The organism is Neisseria sp. HMSC070H10, assembly GCF_001837635.1.
Classification (GTDB): domain Bacteria; phylum Pseudomonadota; class Gammaproteobacteria; order Burkholderiales; family Neisseriaceae; genus Neisseria; species Neisseria subflava_A.
Genome location: NZ_KV833376.1, coordinates 37,753 through 58,770 on the forward strand (window position 1 = coordinate 37,753; position 21,018 = coordinate 58,770).

Here is a 21,018-nt window from a genome sequence, read left to right on the forward strand (position 1 = left end):
TCTGAAAATCTGCTGTCAGACGGCCTTTCATCTTATTTAAACCTGCCAATCAATCGGCTCTAAACCATGTGCCTGCAAATAAGCGTTTGCCTGCGAAAAATGTTTGCAGCCGAAAAAACCTCTATAAGCAGACAAGGGAGAAGGATGCGGCGCGGTCAGCACCAAATGACGGTTGCGGTCGATAAACGCGCCTTTCTTCTGCGCATGGCTGCCCCACAGCATAAAGACTAAATGCTCGCGTTCCTTATCCAATTGTCGGATGACTTCATCGGTAAACGCCTCCCAGCCGAAGGTCGCATGGGAATGCGCCGCACCGGCACGGACAGTCAATACTGTGTTCAACAGCAACACGCCCTGTTCCGCCCAATGCTGCAAATAGCCATGTTGCGGAATCTGAAAGCCTTCAATATCCGTCGCCAACTCTTTATAAATATTGACCAGCGACGGCGGCACCGCAATTTCAGGCTGGACGGAAAACGCCAAACCATGCGCCTGACCCGCACCGTGATACGGGTCTTGCCCCAATATCACTACTTTTACATTTCCGAATTCAGTCGTCCGAAAAGCATTGAATACGTCGCGCTCAGGCGGATAAACGGTTATCCCCGCCTGCCTGTCATTGCGTACTTTCTCCAAAATCGATTGAAAATACGCCTTTTCTTTTTCCGCACCAATTGCCTCGTGCCAAGTCTGCATTATTTGCCGCTCCGTATTTGAATGGACTTAATTATAACTGAAATAAATTTCAACCTTAGCCTTTTCATTTTAAGCCCTTGCCATTATGATAAGGATTATCAAAAGATTATTAAAAGGATATGCCGCATGACGATATGGTTTGTTGCCGCTGCCGTTGTTCTGATTGTCGAATTGTTTATCGGAACGGTTTATCTTTTGGTGGTCAGCGTAGCGCTGGCCGCCGCCGGAATCATGTACGGATTAAGCGGACACTTCTCTACCGCCGTTTTGACCGCGGCCATCATCAGTGCACTCGGTATCTGGCTGGTACACGGCCGTCTGAAAAACCGCTTGGCTCCCCAAGCGCTCAACGATGATTTGGATATTGGACAAAACGTCCGCATTCTACGCCACCTGCATGACAATATTTACGAAGTCGCCTACCGCGGTACACATTGGCAAGCACAAGCCGAACGGCCTCAAGATACTTTTCAGACGGCCTCAAGCGCAGTCATTACTGCCAGAAACGGTAATCTACTGATTATCCGCACACTCTCCCAACCATCATCATAAGGAAACATTATGGAATTTCTGCTCAGCCTCCCCGTCCTAATCCTCATCGTCGTTGTTGTTTTTGGTTTCAAATCCTTTATCGTTGTACCGCAACAGGAAGTTTATGTAGTCGAACGATTAGGCCGTTTTCACAAAGCGCTGACTGCAGGCCTGAACATCCTTATCCCATTTATCGACCGTGTCGCCTATCGTCACTCGCTGAAAGAAGTTCCTTTGGATGTTCCCAGCCAAGTCTGTATTACCCGCGACAACACTCAGCTGACTGTGGACGGCATCATCTACTTCCAAGTTACCGATCCTAAACTCGCTTCATATGGTTCCAGCAACTACATCATGGCGATTACCCAGCTTGCGCAGACAACTTTGCGCTCTGTCATCGGCCGCATGGAATTGGATAAAACCTTTGAAGAGCGCGATGAAATCAACAGCATTGTCGTTGCTGCTTTGGACGAAGCCGCAGGCGCATGGGGTGTGAAAGTCTTGCGTTACGAAATCAAAGACTTGGTTCCGCCGCAAGAAATTCTGCGCTCAATGCAGGCGCAAATTACCGCCGAACGTGAAAAACGCGCGCGCATTGCCGAATCCGAAGGCCGTAAAATCGAGCAGATCAACCTTGCAAGCGGTCAGCGCGAAGCAGAAATCCAACAATCCGAAGGTGAAGCGCAAGCCGCCATCAACGCGTCAAACGGTGAAAAAATCGCCCGCATCAACCGCGCACAAGGTGAAGCCGAAGCCCTGCGCCTGGTGGCCGAAGCGAACGCCGACGCCATCCGCAAAATCGCCGAGGCAGTCCGCTCAGAGGGCGGTTCCGAAGCCGTCAACCTGAAAGTTGCCGAGCAATATGTCGCCGCCTTCAGCAATTTGGCAAAAGAAAGCAACACGCTGATTATGCCTGCCAACGTCGCCGACATCGGCAGCTTGGTCTCCGCCGGTTTGAAAATCATCGACGGCAACAAGCCTAAAGCCTCATAATAGCGTTCTGACCCAGGCCGTCTGAAAACCCGATACGGCTTTTCAGACGGCCTTTTTATATCGTTCGATTTTTATATGAATACACAAACCATCAAAACCTATCTTGTCGGCGGCGCCGTCCGCGACCATCTTTTAGGCCTACCCGTTAAGGACCGCGACTGGGTAGTCGTCGGTGCAGATGCGCAAACCATGCTGGCTCAAGGCTATCAACCTGTCGGCAAGGATTTTCCCGTCTTTCTCCATCCAGACAGCCACGAAGAATACGCCCTCGCCCGTACCGAGCGCAAAACCGCCAAAGGTTATGCCGGATTCAGCTTTCATGCCGATAAAGACGTTACGCTGGAACAAGACCTGATGCGCCGCGACCTGACCATCAATGCCATGGCGCAGGATTCAGACGGCACGATCATCGACCCCTTTGGCGGACAACAAGATTTGGCGGCCGGCATCCTGCGCCACGTTTCGCCTGCCTTTGCCGAAGACCCCGTGCGGATTTTACGTATTGCCCGTTTTGCCGCGCGTTATGGTTTTCAAATTGCCGATGAAACCATGTCGCTGATGCGGAAAATGGTAGAAAACGGCGAAGCGGACGCTTTAGTCGCCGAACGCGTCTGGCAGGAATTGGCCAAAGGCTTGATGGAAAAAAATCCGCGCCGAATGATTGAAGTTTTGCGCGAATGCGGCGCACTCAAAGTTTTACTGCCCGAAGTCGATGCCCTTTTCGGCGTACCGCAACGCGCCGACTATCATCCCGAAATCGACAGCGGTATTCATACGCTGATGGTTGTACAACGAGCCGCCGAGATGAACCTCTCCCTCGCCGAACGCTATGCCGCCTTATTGCACGACTTGGGCAAGGCAAAAACACCGGCCGATATACTGCCGAAACACTACGGACACGACGTCAACGGCGTCGAACCCGTCCGCGAAGTCAATCAACGGCTGCGCACACCGAAACACTGCGCCGAGCTTGCCGAACTCGTCTGCCGTTGGCACATCATGCTCCATCAAGTCGGGCAGTTCAAAAGCAAAACCATTTTGAATGTTTTGAAAAAAACCGACGCATTCCGCCGCCCCGAACGTTTTCAGACGGCCTTAAACGTTTGCGTGGCCGACAAACAAGGCCGTCTGAACCTTGAAGACGCCCCCTATCCGCAACGCGAATACTGGCTGGCCTTACTTGAGGCCGCCAACCAAGTAGATGCAGGCAAAATTGCCGCCGAGTGCCGCACACAAGGAAAAGCCCATTTAATTGCCGAACAAATCGATCATGCACGCTTGGCGCAAATTAGGCCGCTGCAAAAAGCGTATCAGGCTGAAAAAATAGGAGGCTATTGATGGTATAGACAAGCTTTGAAACAGCCGACACAATATCCGCTATAATACGCACCTTGACCATCTTATTTCAACAATAAAAATCATGACCATCCAGACCGATTTACTTCACGAAAAAATCAGCAATGAAGATTATCAACGCCTCATTGTCAAACACAGCGAATCTTTCAGCGACGGCGAAATCTGCCTATTGAATGAGATTTTGGAAAAATTTGAATTTGATGTCGTACAGGAACAAGCATTGGCGCAAGCTGTGATGCAGCAGGTGCGCTTCGATCCAAACGACTACCATATCGACAGCGACGATGAAGACACAACCGGTATCTGTCCGCACTGCATCAATCCGCCCATGCCACCCCTGCGCGATTATTTGGTTTGGCGCGAAACACGCGGCTGAAAATTTTCCTAATCGATTTTGATAAGTTATTAACCATTCGTTATCGAACAAGGCCGTCTGAACAGGTGTCATCGTTACATTTGTTAAGACGGCCTTTTGTAAATAAATGTTCATGACTAGGATAAATCAGTATAATCTGCGCCGTTTGAATTTTCTTCGGAGCTTTTATGAATCAGCTTAAAACGGCGGTAGCCGGTGCGCAGATTTTGTTTGTCGCATTCGGTGCCATGGTGCTTGTGCCGCTTCTGACGGGACTGAACCCGGCTTTGGCATTATTGGGCGCAGGCTTGGGCACCTTGTTGTTCCAATTGGTTACCAAACGTAAAGTGCCGATTTTCCTCGGCTCTTCTTTTGCCTTTATTGCACCGATTATCTACTCCATCGGCGAATGGGGTCTGCCATCTACCATGTTCGGTCTGTTTGCGGCCGGCTTCATGTACTTTGTTTTTGCCGCGTTGATCAGATGGCGCGGTCTGGATGCGGTACACAAGCTATTGCCGCCCGTGGTTATCGGCCCGGTGATTATGGTAATCGGTTTGTCCGTGGCCGCTGCAGCCAGTAGCATGGCCATGGGTCAGGCAGATGGAAAACAGGTCATCGACTATATCGACTCGCTGATTCTCTCTGGCTTTACCTTTGCGGTAACCGTCATTGTTTCTGTCTTCGGCAGCAAAATGATGAAGCTGATTCCAATTTTGATCGGCGTGGCTTCTGGCTATGTGTTGGCTTTGATCATGGGCTTGGTCGATACCAGCGCCATCGTCAACGCCCCTTGGTTTGCCGTCCCTCATTTTGAAACGCCTCAAGTCAATTGGCAGGCTGCCTTGTTTATGTTGCCCGTCGCCATTGCCCCTGCCATCGAACACATCGGCGGCATTATGGCCATCGGTAATGTAACCGGCAAAAACTACACTAAAGACCCGGGCTTGGATAAAACCCTCGCCGGCGACGGCTTGGGCGTGTGCGTAGCCGGTTTGATTGGCGGCCCTCCTGTAACCACTTACGGTGAAGTAACCGGCGCGGTGATGATTACCAAAAACAGCAACCCCGTTATCATGACTTGGGCGGCAATTTTTGCGATTTTCATGGCGTTTTTCGGTAAGTTCAACGCGTTTTTGGCTTCGATTCCCATGCCGGTTATGGGCGGCATTATGTTGCTGCTGTTCGGTACAATCGCCTCTTTGGGCATCAAAACATTGATTGATGCGAAAGTCGATTTGATGCAGCCGAAAAATCTGGTTATCGTCAGCTCCGTATTGACGACCGGCATCGGCGGCATGATTATCAAAGTAGGTACTTTGAGCTTCGCCGGTGTAGGTTTGTGCGCCGTATTGGCGATTATCCTGAACTGCGTTTTGCCCAATACAAAATCAGAAGAAGCATAAATAGCTGGCTCATAAACTCAAAGGCCGTCTGAAAATAAGATTTCAGACGGCCTTTTTATTACGCTTTATACAATGAAAAATGCCGGAGACTTAACTATCTCCGGCATTTTTGAATAAGGTGGCGAGCCGAACCCCCGGCACTGGCTCATCAGAGTGGGCTGCTGGCTTCCGCCCCTGACCCGGTGTTCCGAATTACCATGCGGGGAGACCCGCCGTAGAAGAGACGCATTATAGCGGTTTTACAGAAAAACTCAAGTGATAAAATCTTTCAGGCCGTCTGAAAACCATTTACACGACAAGATTGTAAACAATATTACCTAGTTGCAAATCATTCCCATTGAAATGTTTATCGTCTTTTCCGTTGAAAAATATCGAAAATTACACTACATTAACACCTTACGCCATCAAGAAGAAATTGCATTTTTCAGACGGCCTTTAATATAAAAACATTACATCCATCAACGGAACACAACCATGACCACGACTACTGCCCCTCAGCGTATTCGAGAAATTCCCTATAACTATACTTCTTATACCGACCGCGAAATCGTCATCCGACTGTTGGGCGACGAAGCGTGGCAAATCCTGCAAGACCTGCGCGGTCAACGGAAAACAGGACGTTCGGCACGAATGCTGTTTGAAGTATTGGGCGATATTTGGGTGGTCGTGCGCAATCCGTATCTGGTCGATGACTTGCTGGAGCACCCAAAACGCCGCGCCGCGTTGGTACGCGAAATGCGCCACCGCTTAAATGAAATCCGCAAACGCCGCGACGATAATCGGCAAGTGGATGTCTTGGTTGCCGCAGCAGAAAAAGCAGTCGAGCGTTTTGATAGCAGTTTTGATGAAACCAGCCAAAAACGCCATCAGATTTTGGAACGCTTAAGCAAAATCACCAAGCCGCACAACATCATGTTTGACGGCTTGGCGCGCGTAACGCACGTTACCGATGCGACCGACTGGCGCGTGGAGTATCCATTTGTCGTTGTCAATCCTGATACCGAGGCAGAGATCGCGCCTTTGGTGCGCGCCTTAATCGAGTTGGACTTGGTTATTATCCCGCGTGGCGGCGGTACGGGTTATACCGGTGGCGCAGTACCTTTGGACGCAAACAGCGCAGTCATCAATACCGAAAAACTCGACAAGCATCGCGGCGTCGAATACGTTGAGCTGGCAGGCTTGGACGGCAGACATCCGATTATCCATTGCGGCGCAGGCGTAGTAACCCGCCGAGTGGAAGAAACCGCGCATCAGGCAGGTTTGGTGTTCGCCGTTGATCCGACTTCCGCCGATGCGTCTTGCGTGGGCGGTAATGTGGCGATGAATGCAGGTGGCAAAAAAGCCGTACTGTGGGGTACTGCCTTGGATAACCTCGCCTACTGGAACATGGTCAACCCTCAAGGCGAATGGTTGCGTATCGAGCGCGTGCGCCACAATTTCGGCAAAATCCACGATGAAGAAACCGCCGTGTTTGACGTACATACGCTGGATTCAGACGGCCGCAATATCGTCAATACCAAACGTTTGGAAATTCCCGGTCACAAATTCCGCAAAGTCGGTTTGGGCAAAGACGTTACCGATAAATTCTTGAGCGGCCTGCCCGGCGTGCAGAAAGAAGGCACGGACGGTATCATCACCAGCGTCGCCTTCGTGTTGCATAAAATGCCGAAATACACGCGCACCGTGTGTATGGAGTTTTTCGGTACGGTCGCCACCGCTACCCCGTCCATTGTCGAAATCCGCGATTTCCTGCTTACCCATGAAAGCGTACGACTGGCCGGTTTGGAACATTTAGATTGGCGTTACGTCCGCGCCGTCGGCTATGCCACCAAAGCAGCAGGCAAAGGCCGGCCAAAAATGGTCTTGCTGGCAGACGTGGTTTCAGACGACGAAGCCGCCGTAGAGACAGCCGCCGAACACATCTGCGAACTTGCCCGCGCCCGCGACGGCGAAGGCTTTATCGCTATATCTCCCGAAGCCCGTAAAACCTTCTGGCTTGACCGCAGCCGCACTGCTGCCATCGCCAAACACACCAATGCCTTTAAAATCAACGAAGACGTAGTAATCCCACTCGAAAGACTCGGTGAGTATTCAGACGGCATCGAACGCATCAACATTGAACTTTCCATCCAAAACAAACTCAAACTCTGTGCCGCTTTGGAACAATATCTGTCCGGCAAACTCCCCATCGACAAAATGGGCACGGACCTGCCGACCGCCGAACTTTTGGGCGAACGCGGCAAACACGCCCTTGCCCACGTTTCCGCTGTCAAAGCGCGTTGGGAATGGTTGCTCGCCAATCTCGATACGCCTCTTGCCGACTACAAAGCCCGCTACGGCGCAGCCGTCCACGCCGCGCCCGAAGCCAAAGACAATGAAAGCTGCTTTATTGCCTTCCGCGATTTCCGCCTGCGCGTGTCTGTCAAAGCAGACGTAATGAAGCCACTTTCAGAAATCTTCAGCGGCAAAACCGATACCAAAATTATCCAAGGCTTGGGCAAAATCCACGCCAAAACCGTACGCAGCCGCGTCTTCGTCGCCCTGCATATGCACGCCGGCGACGGTAACGTTCACACCAATATTCCGGTTAACTCAGACGATGCTGAAATGCTTCAGACGGCCTACCGTTCTGTGGAACGCATCATGAAAATCGCCCGCTCGCTCGGCGGTGTGATTTCCGGCGAACACGGCATCGGCATCACCAAGCTCGAATTCCTGACCGATGAAGATTTGCAACCGTTTTGGAACTACAAAAACCAAGTCGATCCCAAACACACCTTCAACCGTCACAAACTGATGAAAGGCTCGGACTTACGCAACGCCTACACGCCATCTTTCGAGCTTTTGGGGGCGGAATCGCTGATTATGGAAAAATCAGACCTCGGCACCATCGCCGATTCCGTCAAAGACTGTCTGCGCTGCGGCAAATGTAAACCTGTTTGCTCTACTCACGTTCCGCGTGCCAACCTGCTGTACAGCCCACGCAACAAAATCCTCGGCGTAGGCTTGCTGACCGAAGCCTTCTTATACGAAGAACAAACCCGTCGCGGCGTTTCCATTAAACATTTTGAAGAACTGATGGACATCGGCGACCACTGCACCGTGTGCCACCGCTGCGTTAAACCTTGCCCTGTCAATATCGACTTTGGCGATGTTACCGTAGCCGTCCGCAACTACCTTGCCGATTCCGGCCACAAACGCTTTGCGCCTGCGGCTTCAATGGGCATGGCATTTTTGAACGCCACCGGCCCAAAAACCATCAAAGCCCTTCGCGCCGCCATGATACAGACCGGCTTCCCTGCGCAAAACTTTGCCTACAAAATCGGCAAGCTTCTTCCGATTGGCACTAAAAAGCAAAAAGCCGAACCGAAAGCCACCGTCGGTACCGCTTCAATCAAAGAACAGGTTATCCATTTCATCAACCGTCCTTTGCCGAAAAGTGTGCCTGCCAAAACTCCGCGCTCCATGCTGGGTATAGAAGACGACAAGAGTATTCCCATCATCCGCAACCCTGCCACGCCTGAAGATGCCGAAGCCGTGTTCTACTTCCCAGGTTGCGGCTCTGAGCGTCTGTTCAGCCAAATCGGACTTGCCGTTCAAGCCATGCTCTGGCATGTCGGTATACAAACCGTCCTGCCACCCGGCTATATGTGTTGCGGCTATCCGCAAGACGCAGGCGGCAATAAGGCTAAAGCCGAAGAAATGAGCACCAACAACCGCGTGGCTTTCCACCGTATGGCAAACACCCTCAACTACCTCGACATTAAAACCGTCGTCGTCAGTTGCGGTACCTGCTATGACCAACTGGAAAAATACCGTTTTGAGGAAATCTTCCCAGGCTGCCGTATCATCGACATCCACGAATATCTGCTTGAAAAAGGGGTGCAACTGAACGGCGTACAAGGTCAGCAATACCTCTATCACGACCCTTGTCATACCCCGATTAAAACCATGAATGCTACCCAAATGGCCAGCAGCCTGATGGGACAGAAAGTCGTCTTAAGCGACCGCTGCTGCGGCGAGTCCGGTATGTTTGCCGTCAAACGACCAGACATTGCCACTCAGGTCAAGTTCCGCAAACAAGAGGAAATTGAGAAAAACCTCAAAGAGCTGCCGCAGGGCGAACCCGTCAAAATGCTCACCTCCTGCCCAGCCTGCCTGCAAGGCTTGAGCCGCTACGCCGACGACAACAATATGCCTGCAGACTACATCGTCATCGAAATGGCAAAACACATCCTCGGTGAAAACTGGCTGGATGAGTTTGTGAAAAAAGCCAATAACGGAGGTGTAGAAAAAGTATTGCTCTAAGGACTTAGACAAAAACTTGTGGCTGTAATAAAGGCCGTCTGAAAATCTTTCAGACGGCCTTTTTATTCAAAAGAATCAAGATAAAATAATCAAATCAAACGCCTTTACAAATAGTGATGCCACACCAGCAGCATTCAATAAAAAAATAAAACCTGAGGCCTTTTATACCTCAGGTTTTATTTATTAAGCCTTATGCTTTTAAGCCTTATGCTTTTAAGCCTTATGCTTTTTCTTGCTGACGTTTTCTTTCTGCCATCATCTCATGCAATGTTTGCTTGGCAGGTTTCATCGGAACATGGTTATTGGTCCAGCTTAACTGCTTGCTTGGCGTCAATGCACGGAATTTGGTAGCAGCCCAGCCGAATGCTCGATAAGCCTTACTGCCGCTGAAAATGCCGTTAAACGTACGCCACGCCATTTGCTCGCCGAAGGTATGCGATGCACCTTGACCACGGATAGGATGTGGAACGGTTTCTGTTGGCGAACGTTGTGCTTCAACACGCAGACGTTGCATTTGTTCGGTAATCGGAATGCGTACCGGGCAAACTTCAACACAGGCGCCGCACATGGTACACGCAGTCGGCAGATCGCGTGTCGCATCCAAGCCCAACAAGTGCGGAGAGATAATCTCGCCAATCGGGCCGGGATAAGTCGTACCGTAAGCCGCACCGCCGATACGGGTATAAACCGGACAGTGGTTCATACACGCACCGCAACGGATACATTGCAAGGTACGGCGCATTTGATCTTCTGCATAAGCTTGGCTACGGCCGTTATCAAGCAGTACCAAGTGCATTTCCTGCGGGCCGTCCAGCTCTTCGCTACGGCGAGGGCCGGTAATCATATTGAAATAAGTGGTAATGTTCTGACCGATGGCGGAGCGTGGCAACAGACTGTACAAAGGCGGAACATCCGACAGCTTCGCAACCACTTTTTCAATACCGGTAATGGCGATGTGCACAGGCGGTACAGTGGTACTCAAGCGGCCGTTACCTTCGTTTTCGACCAGACACAAAGTACCTGTTTCCGCGACGGCAAAGTTCACACCGCTCAAACCGACATCGGCAGTGCTGTAAATATCGCGCAAAGCTTTACGCGCAAATCCGGTCAGCTGGTCTACATCGTCTGTTAATGGAGTGCCAAGGTTTTGATGGAAAAGCTCGCTAACCTGCTCTTTGGTCTTGTGAATGGCAGGCATCACGATATGAGTTGGTTTCTCGCCGGCCATTTGAACGATAAACTCGCCCAAGTCGCTCTCAACCGCTTTAATGCCTTGATCTTGCAGATAATGGTTCAGCTCAATCTCTTCGCTGACCATAGATTTGCCTTTCACCATCAGCTTGCCGTTTTTATCGGTAATGATGTTGTGAATGATTTGGCAGGCTTCGGCAGGGGTTTCCGCCCAGTGGACTTTAACGCCCAACTTGGTCAGGTTTTCTTCCAGCTGTTCCAATAATGCAGGTAATTTGGACAACGAACGTTGACGGACATGTTCACATAAGTCACGCAGGCTTTGCAGCTCTTCTTCATCTGTCAAAACGGCTTTGCGCTTGGTCATCAGCATATCCATCGCCGTGCGCAAGCTTTTACGCAGGGGTTTGTCTTGCAAAGAAATCGCAGCGTTTTGCTTGAACGTTTCCGGCTTCATATGGAATTTAATGGTTTGGGAACTCATGCTTTTTCCTCCAAATCGGCAGGGGAAATATGATCAGGCAGAACGGCCAAAACCACCAAATCGCGCGGGCCGTGTGCACCATAGGCCAAAGTTAATTGAATATCGGCAGTCTTAGACGGACCGGAAATCAAAATAACGTTGGTAGGCATGCCTTTTTCTACCAGTTTTTCGCCTTCAACAGCATTATGGAATTCGTTGTACATTTTGCGGGTGTCAAACAGGCAGAAATGCACAGGCGGAACCAAACTCAGGCTGCGCGGCTCAACAGGGCTGGACTCCAGCATAATCGTACCGGTACGGGCAATACCGCATTTAGAGCCGCTAAAACCAGCCTCAATATCGGTAAAGAATTCGTTTTTCCAGTCGTCGATTTTTCGCTCAAAACCACGCGGTTCAATATTGGTATCGGCCAAAGCTGCACGGGCCAGCTGACCATGTTCTGTTTCCAATGGAAGCAGAATGTTTTTCAAGCCTTTGCCTTCGGCTGCTTGGCGGAATACTTGTGGCCAATTGGTTTTGGTAACCCAATAGATTTCTGTTTTAACGGCACGCATGGCACCCACCCAATGTTTCAAGCGTTCGACATCGTTAGCCCAAGAAACACCCATTTCACGGTAATAATCGAAAACCGGCGGCTCTTCCATCGGTAAGGCATCGGCTTTTTTCAATTTCGCCAAAATATTTTCGCGCGCGCTCATGCTTTACCTCCGGTGCGTTCCAACAGGAAAGATGCAATATGTTTCGGCCGTGGCATATTCGGTTCGTCTTTAGCGATTTTGCCGCCGATATTCATCATGCAGCCGCAGTCCGCGCTGATGATTTCAGTTGCGCCTGTTTCTTTTAAGGCTGCGACTTTGTCGGTTACCATCGCGCCGGAAATATCGGCTTGTTTCACAGAGAATGTACCGCCAAAACCGCAGCATTCGCTTTCATGGTCGTGGACGATACGTTCAACATTTTCCATGCCGTCAATCAGCTGCCAGCCTGACAAATGGACATTCATCTCGCGACGTGCCGCGCAGGAAGTATGGACAGCCACTTTAACCGGCTCGCCTTTATCTTCAGGTTTGTAACCAATCGCCAGCAGGAAGTGGGTAAATTCAATGATACGGTTGGCGCAATCAATGGCTTTTTGCTCGTACTCGGTGCCTTTGAAAAGAGTCGGCCAGTGGTGTTTCATCATGCCGCCGCAAGAACCGGAAGGCACGACAATCGGCCAATTTTCAGGGAATAAATCCAGTTGCGCTTTGGCAACATCAAAGGCTTCTTTAGGATGGCCTGACGAATAGGCCGGTTGACCGCAGCAGCTTTGTTCCATTGGATAATGGATACGGATGCCTTGTTGTTCGATTAAAGTGATGGCATCCATGCCTGCTTCCGGCATGAAAAGGTCGAGAACGCAAGTACCGAAGAAATAAGCATCGGTTGGCTTGCTGTCGAATACGGTGATTTGTGGTGGTTTGATTGCGCTCATTTTTTTGGAACGGGACAACCCGTTTTCTTGTGTAAAAATAAGATGGATACTTTAAGTAATTGCTTGTAATGGGTCAAGTCTAATTTTAAAAAATAATATTAAACAAGCATGACAAATCAGACAGAGGGCTTTCCCTTATTAACTTGATAATCTATATAATAACCACTATCAATAAGAAAACTAATGAATTCATTTTTTAATAAATGAAATTTAACTACTCCCTCTCTCTCTTCAAATCAGAATAACTATCTCTTTATTGAATCTTGATTTACATCAGAAGTCATGAATTTAATCGCTATGACACGTTTTTAGACGAAACAAGCAATCCGCTATGCTGTACATATGTTTCAGACGGCCATATTGGAATAAAAAGATATCTAAGATGATAAAAATAAAAGTTTTTCTCATAAACTCAGGCCGTCTGAAAGATAAGTTCGTCAAAAGGCTACTTTCCGTATACTCAACCCTACTTTTAATCAAAATCAAACACTTGAAAAATCATCGTTCCTAACCTTGAAAACCCTTTGCACACTCAAGCACTTCCAGTATCATTGAGACAGTTTCTTGACGCAAAATTACAGTCTTAGCCGCCCACGATCGGCATGGATTTGCAAAAGAAGTGAAACCAAGCTTCAAAACAATTTCACCTTAATTTCGGAGTAGGCATTATGTTGACCCAGACTCAACAGGTTGATTTGACCTTGCATCACCTTAAAGAACGCACCTTATCGATTTATACCACCGAACAGCGTGCAAGCATCGAGACATCTGAAGACTGGAAACAGTTTGACAGACGACTTGAGGAACACTTCCCAAAACTGATGCACGAGCTGGACAACGTTTACAACAACAACGAAGCCGTCCTCCCCATGTTGGAGCAACTGATTGCCCAAGCATGGCAAAGCTATTCCCAACGCAACTCATCCTTAAAAGATATCGATATCGCGCGCGAAAATGATCCTGACTGGATTTTGTCCAACAAACAGGTTGGCGGCGTGTGCTACGTCGATTTGTTCGCAGGTGATCTGCAAGGCTTGAAAGCCAAAATCCCTTATTTCCAAGAATTGGGCCTGACCTATCTGCACCTGATGCCCCTGTTTAAATGTCCCGAAGGCAAAAGCGACGGCGGATATGCGGTCAGCAGCTACCGCGATGTCAATCCGGCACTGGGTACGATAGACGACTTGCGTGATGTCATTGCTGCCTTGCATGAAGCAGGTATTTCCGCCGTTGTCGATTTCATCTTCAACCACACATCCAACGAACACAAATGGGCAAAAGGCTGCGCCGCCGGTGATCCGCTCTACGACAACTTCTATTACATCTTCCCCGACCGCTGGATGCCCGATCAATACGACCGCACCCTGCGTGAAATCTTCCCTGATCAACATCCTGGTGGTTTCTCGCAATTGGAAGACGGCCGCTGGGTATGGACAACGTTCAATTCCTTCCAATGGGACTTGAATTACAGTAATCCTTGGGTATTCCGCGCTATGGCAGGCGAAATGATGTTCCTTGCCAACCTGGGCGTTGATATTCTGCGCATGGATGCCGTTGCCTTTATTTGGAAGCAAATGGGCACAAGTTGCGAAAACCTGCCTCAGGCACACGCCCTGATTCGCGCGTTTAACTCCGTAATGCGTATCGCAGCGCCAGCCGTATTCTTCAAATCCGAAGCCATCGTCCATCCTGACCAAGTTGTCCAATACATCAGCCAAGACGAATGCCAAATCGGCTACAACCCTCTGCAAATGGCATTGTTGTGGAACACCCTCGCCACGCGCGAAGTCAACCTGCTCCATCAAGCACTGACCTACCGCCACAACCTGCCCGACCACACAGCATGGGTCAACTACGTCCGCAGTCATGACGACATCGGCTGGACATTTGCCGATGAGGACGCATGGCAGTTCGGTATTCACGGCTACGACCACCGACAATTCCTCAACCGTTTCTTCGTCAACCATTTTGACGGTAGTTTCGCGCGCGGTGTACCGTTCCAATACAACCCAAGCACAGGCGACTGCCGTGTCAGCGGTACAGCCGCAGCATTGGTCGGCTTAGCGCAAAACGATCCGCATGCCGTTGACCGCATCAAACTCTTGTACAGCATTGCTTTGAGTACCGGCGGCCTGCCGCTGATTTACCTAGGCGACGAAGTCGGTACGCTCAATGACGACGACTGGTCGCAAGACAGTAATAAGAGTGACGACAGCCGCTGGGCACACCGTCCTCGTTACAATGAGGAGTTGTACAACCAACGCCATGACAGCTCGACCACTGCCGGTCAAATCTTCCAAGGTTTGCGCCATATGATTTCCATCCGCCAAAGCAATCCGCGCTTTAATGGCGGCAGGTTGATTACCTTCAACACCAACAACAAACACATCATCGGCTATATGCGCAACAACGCGCTTTTGGTATTCGGCAACTTCAGCGAACATGCTCAAACCATCAGTGCGCACACTCTGCAGGCCATGCCGTTTAAAGCGCACGATTTGATCAGCGGTCAAACCGTTTCTCTGAATCAGGACTTGGTACTGCAACCCTATCAAGTCATGTGGCTTGAAATTGCATAAGCTGAATTTTTTATACATCATTCAAGGCCGTCTGAACAAATCAGCATTCAGACGGCCTTTTAAGGCATAAGATGTATTTTGTATTTTGGGCAGTTTCGCTTAGAATGCACGCTTTAATACCAAATGACACACTTAAAGTCAGGAGTAAAAATCCATGTTGAAAAAATTCGTACTTGGCAGCATCGCTGCAGTAGTTTTGGCAGCTTGTGGCGGAGAAGGCAGCAACTCAGCTTCTTCTACACCAGCCCAATCCGGCGCGGCCTCCGGCTCACTGATTGAGCGTATCAACAACAAAGGTACCATCACTGTCGGTACGGAAGGTACTTACGCACCATTCACCTACCACGACAAAGACGGCAAATTGACCGGCTACGATGTCGAAGTAACCCGCGCAGTTGCCGACAAACTGGGTATCAAAGTTGAATTTAAAGAAACACAATGGGACTCCATGATGGCAGGTTTGAAAGCCGGCCGTTTTGACGTAGTCGCCAACCAAGTTGGCCTGACCAGCCCTGAGCGTCAAGCGACTTTTGACAAATCCGAACCTTACAGCTGGAGCGGTGCTGTATTGGTTGTACGCAAAGACAGCAACATCAAATCCATAGATGACATCAAAGGCGTGAAAACCGCACAATCCCTGACCAGTAACTATGGTGAAAAAGCCAAAGCTGCAGGCGCAGAACTCGTACCGGTAGATGGTTTGGCACAATCTCTGACCCTGATTGAACAAAAACGTGCCGACGCAACCCTGAACGACGAATTGGCAGTATTGGACTACCTGAAAAATAAACCTGATGCTGGTGTAAAAATCGTTTGGTCTGCCCCGGCTGATGAAAAAGTCGGCTCCGGCTTGATTGTCAATAAAGGCAATGATGAGGCATTGGCCAAATTCAGCACAGCCATGACTGAGCTGAAAGCCGACGGCACGCTGAAAAAGCTGGGCGAACAATTCTTCGGAAAAGACATCAGTGTTAAATAATTTTCTTGCTTCTCTGCCGTTTATGACGGAAACACGCGCTGATATGTTCATCAGCGCGTTTTGGCCTATGGTCAAAGCCTGCTTTATAGTATCTCTTCCTCTGGCGATTGCTTCTTTCGTTATCGGTATGATTATTGCCGTAGCCGTTGCTTTGGTAAGAATCATGCCACCAGGTGGAATTCTTCAAAAAATTCTACTTAAAGTGGTTGAATTCTATATTTCGGTCATTCGTGGAACACCGCTTTTAATACAACTAGCAGTGGTCTTCTACGGTCTGCCATCTGTTGGTATTTATATCGACCCGATTCCTGCCGCCATCATCGGCTTTTCGCTCAATGTCGGCTCATACGCTTCCGAAACCATACGCGCGGCAATTTTGTCCGTACCTAAAGGCCAATGGGAAGCCGGTTTCTCCATCGGTATGACCTATATGCAGACTTTCCACCGCATTGTCGCTCCGCAGGCATTCCGCGTTGCCGTACCGCCTTTGAGCAATGAATTTATCGGTTTATTCAAAAATACCTCGCTTGCAGCTGTTGTAACGGTAACTGAATTATTCCAAGTTACCCAACAGATTGCGAATCGCTCCTATGACTATCTACCGGTTTATATCGAAGCCGCATTGGTTTATTGGTGTTTCTGTAAAGTGCTGTTTTTGATTCAGGCGCGTTTGGAAAAACGTTTCGACCGTTATGTCGCCAAATAAGGAGTTGTCATGATTAAAATCCGCAATATCCATAAGACCTTTGGCGAAAATACCATTTTGCGCGGCATCGATTTGGATGTCGGCAAAGGACAGGTGGTGGTTATCCTAGGCCCGTCCGGATCAGGCAAAACCACGTTTTTACGCTGTTTAAACGCTTTAGAAATGCCTGAACAAGGTCAGATCGAGTTTGACAATGCGCAGCCGTTAAGCATCGATTTTTCCAAAAAACCAAGCAAACATGATATTTTGGCACTGCGCCGCAAATCCGGCATGGTGTTCCAACAATACAACCTCTTTCCTCACAAAACTGCGTTGGAAAACGTCATGGAAGGGCCGGTTGCCGTACAAGGCAAGCCTGTCGCTCAAGCGCGTGAAGAGGCTGTCAAATTGCTTGAAAAAGTCGGTTTGGGCGATAAGATTGACCTCTACCCCTACCAGCTTTCCGGCGGTCAACAGCAGCGTGTCGGCATTGCCCGCGCATTGGCGATTCAGCCTGAATTGATGCTGTTTGACGAACCGACTTCCGCGCTTGACCCTGAATTGGTGCAAGATGTTTTGGATACCATGAAGGAATTGGCACAAGAAGGCTGGACCATGGTTGTCGTTACGCATGAAATCAAATTCGCCTTGGAAGTGGCAACCACCGTTGTCGTGATGGACGGCGGCGTTATTGTCGAACAAGGCAGCCCGCAAGATTTGTTCAATCATCCCAAACATGAGCGGACACAAAAATTCCTGCGCCAAATCCGTGCAGACAATGCCGATCTTCAAATTTAATTGAAACGACAGACAATTTGAAAGCATTTCCGACCGTCATTTCATAAAGGCCGTCTGAATAAGTGAAATAGAAATCGTTGATTTCGTTTTCATACTTGTTCAGACGGCCTTTTATATGTCTTTTCAGGTAAAATAACGCCTTTCGTTTTACTCATCCCCTTGCCTGCCATCATGATAGAAATTAAAAAACTCACCTTACAACGCGGTTTGAAAGTCCTGCTCGATAAAGCCGATGCCGTAATCAACCCTGGCCAACGCGTTGGTTTAATCGGTAAAAACGGTACGGGCAAATCCAGCCTGTTTGCGCTAATAAAAGGTGAAATCACTCAAGATGGCGGCGAAATCCTTATTCCCAAAACATGGCGCCTTGCTTCCGTCTCTCAAGAAACGCCTGATTTAGATATTTCCGCTTTAGACTACGTTTTACAAGGCGATGCCGAATTGCAGGCTTTTCAGACGGCCTTGGCTCAAGCAGAAGCGCAAAACGACGGCATGAAGCAAGCCGAATATCACGCCAAACTTGAAGAAATCGATGCCTACACTGCTCCGGCACGTGCCGCCAAACTGCTTAACGGCTTAGGTTTTGCACAAGAAGAACATACGCGCCCCGTCAAATCCTTCTCCGGCGGCTGGCGTATGCGCCTCAACCTTGCCCAAGCGCTGATTTGTCGTGCCGATTTGTTGCTTTTGGACGAACCGACCAACCACTTGGATTTAGAAACCGTGTTATGGCTGGAAAACCATCTCGCTTCCCTGCCCTGTACGCAAATCATCATCTCCCATGACCGTGACTTCTTGAATGCCACCACAACGCACACCATCGAGCTGTCGCAACAAAAACTGACCCAATACGGCGGCAATTACGATTTCTATCAAGCCGAACGCGCCCAACGTCTGGCGCAACAACAAGCCGCCTACGTCAAACAGCAGGCGCAAATCAAACATCTGCAATCCTTTATCGACCGTTTCAAAGCCAAAGCCACAAAGGCCGTACAAGCCCAAAGCCGCATGAAGGCATTAGCCAAACTTGAGCGCATCGCTCCTGCGCATTTGGATAGCGAGTTTTCCTTTGAGTTTGCCAATCCGACCCATCTGCCTAATCCATTATTGAAACTCGACCATGCCGACTTAGGTTATGGCGACAATACCGTTTTACACGATATCACCTTGTCTTTGGAAAGCGGCGCACGTTACGGCCTATTGGGCGTTAACGGCAGCGGTAAATCTACATTTATCAAAGCATTGGCAGGAAAAATCGATTTACTTTCCGGCAGCATCGTACGCTCCGAGAAGCTCAATATCGGCTATTTTGCCCAACACCAACTAGACACATTGCGCGCCGATCAAAGTCCGGTTTGGCATATCCAGCAGCTTTCGCCCGAAGTCCGCGAACAGGAAATCCGTAACTTTTTAGGCGGTTTCAACTTTATCGGCGATATGGCGGTTCAAAAGACCGAGCCCTTTTCTGGCGGCGAAAAAGCGCGGCTCGCCCTTGCCATGATTATCTGGCAAAAACCTAATCTGCTGCTGCTTGACGAACCGACCAACCACCTAGACTTGGATATGCGCCACGCCCTGACACTTGCTCTGCAAAGTTTCCAAGGCGCATTGATTGTCGTATCACACGACCGCAGCCTGCTTGAAGCGACTACCGACAGCTTCCTATTGATTGACAAAGGCCGTCTGAACAACTTCGACGGCGATTTGAACGACTACCGTCAATGGCGGTTGGCACAAGAAAACGCCGCAGCAGCCCCCGCCGCATCTGCACAAAGCCAAAGCCGCAAGGACACCAAGCGTATCGAGGCACAAATCCGTCAGGAAAAAGCCAAACGCAGCAAACCGATTCAGCAGAAAATCGACAAAGCCGAAAAAGAAATCACTCGATTGACTGATATTCAGACGGCCTGTGAAGCATTTTTGGCACAAGAATCTGCTTATTCAGAAGAAAATAAACCCAAATTGCAAGAGACACTCGCACAATTAACAGAAACTAAAGTAAAATTAACGCAACTGGAAGAAAACTGGCTGCAATGGCAGGAAGAGCTTGAGCAAATCCAAGTGGATGTCGAAGCCGAGTTTTCCCAATAAAAATAGAGCCATCAGGCCGTCTGAAATAAAACACAATACGGAAAAACATGACTTCAACCATCAAACAAGCCGGATACTTCCTCGTATCCTCTTTCGTCTTGGGCATTTCTCTTCACGCAGCCGCCGCAGTTTATTCCTGCGGCAACGGCAGCTATACTTCCGAACCCAAATCCTCCTGCGCACAGGCACAATTGCCTAAAATCAGCGGCCATCAAGGCAGCGGTTACCACCTCAACATCCGCAGCCTCAATGCCTCTAATGAACGCGCAAGTGCAAAGCCTAAGAAAAAGGCACGCGCGGAAAAATCCGATAAACAAGAGAAAAAAGCCGACAAACCGAGCAAAAACAAAAACGGTACAAAAGCTAAAAAACAGCAGCCCATGCCGTCTGAACAAGAATAAAATGCTCAACTGCAACGAATCGGCCCTACCTGAATCATGAAAAAATATCTGCTTACCCTATCCCTGCTGCCGCTTGCCGTTTTCAATAGCCAAGCCCACGCCGCAAAAATCTACACCTGTGAAGTCAACGGCTCGATTGTCTATACCTCGCGCCCAAGCGGCAACTGCCAAGCCGTCAACGATTTGCCGATTGTCGGCAAATACAGCAGCAGCCGATACGACGCCCCGGTTAGCGATGCGCCTACACTCAACGCACCGACATCACAAACGGCTCCGGCAAAAAGCAAAAACACAGCAGCAAAATCCAACCACAAAGCAACGCCCAAACCTGCCCCTATCCGCACTGCTTCTGAAACGGCTCCTCCTCCGGTTCCAAAATCCTCCGGTGTCAACAGTCGCCGCTCTATTCTGGAAACCGAGTTATCCAATGAACGCGCGGCTTTGGCCAATGCCAAAAAGCAACTGAGCCAAGCGCGGACAGCCAAAGGTGGCAGCGTCAATCAACAGGCCATCAGTACGCTGCAAGGTGCGGTTTTGGATAGAGAGAAAAACATTCAAGCCCTCCAGCGCGAACTGGGCAGAATGTAAGTCCAAATCAATCAAAACATCAGGCCTTCTGAATAGGTGGAAACGAAATCCAAAATTTTCGTCATGCCAAACAGACGGCCTGAATCCTATAATGATTACGCCC

The 21,018-nt window shown here is 49.4% G+C and carries 17 protein-coding genes and 1 other RNA gene; 13 read left to right on the forward strand and 5 right to left on the reverse strand.

Going from position 1 to position 21,018, the window contains the following annotated elements:
- Positions 1-36: 36 nt before the first annotated feature.
- Positions 37-696, reverse strand: coding sequence for a uracil-DNA glycosylase (ung, locus tag HMPREF2606_RS06115; RefSeq protein ID WP_070712934.1), 660 nt, complete (start codon positions 694-696; stop codon positions 37-39).
- A 126-nt stretch (positions 697-822) separates the two neighbouring features.
- On the opposite strand from ung, the gene HMPREF2606_RS06120 reads away from it, so the two are divergent.
- The 5 genes from HMPREF2606_RS06120 to HMPREF2606_RS06140 all read left to right on the forward strand — a co-directional run bounded on the left by HMPREF2606_RS06120 (position 823) and on the right by HMPREF2606_RS06140 (position 5,337).
- Positions 823-1,248: an NfeD family protein gene (locus tag HMPREF2606_RS06120; RefSeq protein ID WP_070712932.1), complete on the forward strand. Its 426-nt coding sequence runs from the start codon at positions 823-825 to the stop codon at positions 1,246-1,248.
- 9 nt (positions 1,249-1,257) lie between these two features.
- Positions 1,258-2,220, forward strand: a complete 963-nt coding sequence (locus tag HMPREF2606_RS06125) for an SPFH domain-containing protein (protein ID WP_070712929.1) — start codon at positions 1,258-1,260, stop codon at positions 2,218-2,220.
- Between the two features lie 75 nt (positions 2,221-2,295).
- A complete protein-coding gene (locus HMPREF2606_RS06130; protein WP_070712926.1) occupies positions 2,296-3,558 on the forward strand; it encodes a multifunctional CCA addition/repair protein in 1,263 nt (420 codons plus the stop codon).
- Positions 3,559-3,640: 82 nt separating this feature from the next.
- Positions 3,641-3,952, forward strand: a complete 312-nt coding sequence (locus HMPREF2606_RS06135; RefSeq protein WP_070712923.1) for a hypothetical protein — start codon at positions 3,641-3,643, stop codon at positions 3,950-3,952.
- Between the two features lie 167 nt (positions 3,953-4,119).
- Positions 4,120-5,337, forward strand: a complete 1,218-nt coding sequence (locus HMPREF2606_RS06140) for a uracil-xanthine permease family protein (protein ID WP_070712921.1) — start codon at positions 4,120-4,122, stop codon at positions 5,335-5,337.
- Positions 5,338-5,454: 117 nt separating this feature from the next.
- On the opposite strand, the gene ffs is transcribed toward HMPREF2606_RS06140, so the two are convergent.
- Positions 5,455-5,551, reverse strand: an RNA gene (gene ffs / locus HMPREF2606_RS06145) — signal recognition particle sRNA small type.
- 260 nt (positions 5,552-5,811) lie between these two features.
- On the opposite strand from ffs, the gene HMPREF2606_RS06150 reads away from it, so the two are divergent.
- Positions 5,812-9,645: a DUF3683 domain-containing protein gene (locus HMPREF2606_RS06150; protein WP_070843441.1), complete on the forward strand. Its 3,834-nt coding sequence runs from the start codon at positions 5,812-5,814 to the stop codon at positions 9,643-9,645.
- Positions 9,646-9,865: 220 nt separating this feature from the next.
- Here HMPREF2606_RS06150 and HMPREF2606_RS06155 read toward each other — a convergent pair whose 3' ends face one another.
- The 3 genes from HMPREF2606_RS06155 to HMPREF2606_RS06165 are packed head-to-tail and all read right to left on the reverse strand — an operon-like array spanning position 9,866 to position 12,794.
- Positions 9,866-11,320, reverse strand: a complete 1,455-nt coding sequence (locus tag HMPREF2606_RS06155) for a LutB/LldF family L-lactate oxidation iron-sulfur protein (RefSeq protein ID WP_049333852.1) — start codon at positions 11,318-11,320, stop codon at positions 9,866-9,868.
- A complete protein-coding gene (locus tag HMPREF2606_RS06160; protein ID WP_070843442.1) occupies positions 11,317-12,018 on the reverse strand; it encodes a LutC/YkgG family protein in 702 nt (233 codons plus the stop codon). The genes HMPREF2606_RS06155 and HMPREF2606_RS06160 overlap by 4 nt, the downstream gene beginning before the upstream one ends.
- Entirely contained in the window at positions 12,015-12,794 is a 780-nt protein-coding gene (locus HMPREF2606_RS06165; protein WP_049323225.1) for a (Fe-S)-binding protein, read from the reverse strand. Before HMPREF2606_RS06165 ends, HMPREF2606_RS06160 begins: the two co-directional genes overlap by 4 nt.
- A 668-nt stretch (positions 12,795-13,462) precedes the next feature.
- On the opposite strand from HMPREF2606_RS06165, the gene HMPREF2606_RS06170 reads away from it, so the two are divergent.
- The 7 genes from HMPREF2606_RS06170 to HMPREF2606_RS06200 all read left to right on the forward strand — a co-directional run bounded on the left by HMPREF2606_RS06170 (position 13,463) and on the right by HMPREF2606_RS06200 (position 20,915).
- Entirely contained in the window at positions 13,463-15,373 is a 1,911-nt protein-coding gene (locus HMPREF2606_RS06170; protein WP_070843443.1) for an alpha-amylase family protein, read from the forward strand.
- Positions 15,374-15,527: 154 nt separating this feature from the next.
- A complete protein-coding gene (locus tag HMPREF2606_RS06175; protein ID WP_070843444.1) occupies positions 15,528-16,352 on the forward strand; it encodes an amino acid ABC transporter substrate-binding protein in 825 nt (274 codons plus the stop codon).
- A complete protein-coding gene (locus HMPREF2606_RS06180; protein WP_049333847.1) occupies positions 16,342-17,058 on the forward strand; it encodes an amino acid ABC transporter permease in 717 nt (238 codons plus the stop codon). The genes HMPREF2606_RS06175 and HMPREF2606_RS06180 overlap by 11 nt, the downstream gene beginning before the upstream one ends.
- A gap of 9 nt (positions 17,059-17,067) precedes the next feature.
- Positions 17,068-17,835, forward strand: coding sequence for an amino acid ABC transporter ATP-binding protein (locus tag HMPREF2606_RS06185; protein ID WP_049333845.1), 768 nt, complete (start codon positions 17,068-17,070; stop codon positions 17,833-17,835).
- A 171-nt stretch (positions 17,836-18,006) separates the two neighbouring features.
- Positions 18,007-19,926, forward strand: coding sequence for an ATP-binding cassette domain-containing protein (locus HMPREF2606_RS06190; protein ID WP_070712911.1), 1,920 nt, complete (start codon positions 18,007-18,009; stop codon positions 19,924-19,926).
- A 47-nt stretch (positions 19,927-19,973) separates the two neighbouring features.
- A complete protein-coding gene (locus HMPREF2606_RS06195; RefSeq protein WP_070585344.1) occupies positions 19,974-20,327 on the forward strand; it encodes a nucleolar protein in 354 nt (117 codons plus the stop codon).
- A 36-nt stretch (positions 20,328-20,363) separates the two neighbouring features.
- Positions 20,364-20,915 (forward strand): hypothetical protein, encoded by a 552-nt coding sequence (locus tag HMPREF2606_RS06200; protein WP_070843445.1) that lies wholly within the window; start codon positions 20,364-20,366, stop codon positions 20,913-20,915.
- Positions 20,916-21,018 lie beyond the last annotated feature (103 nt).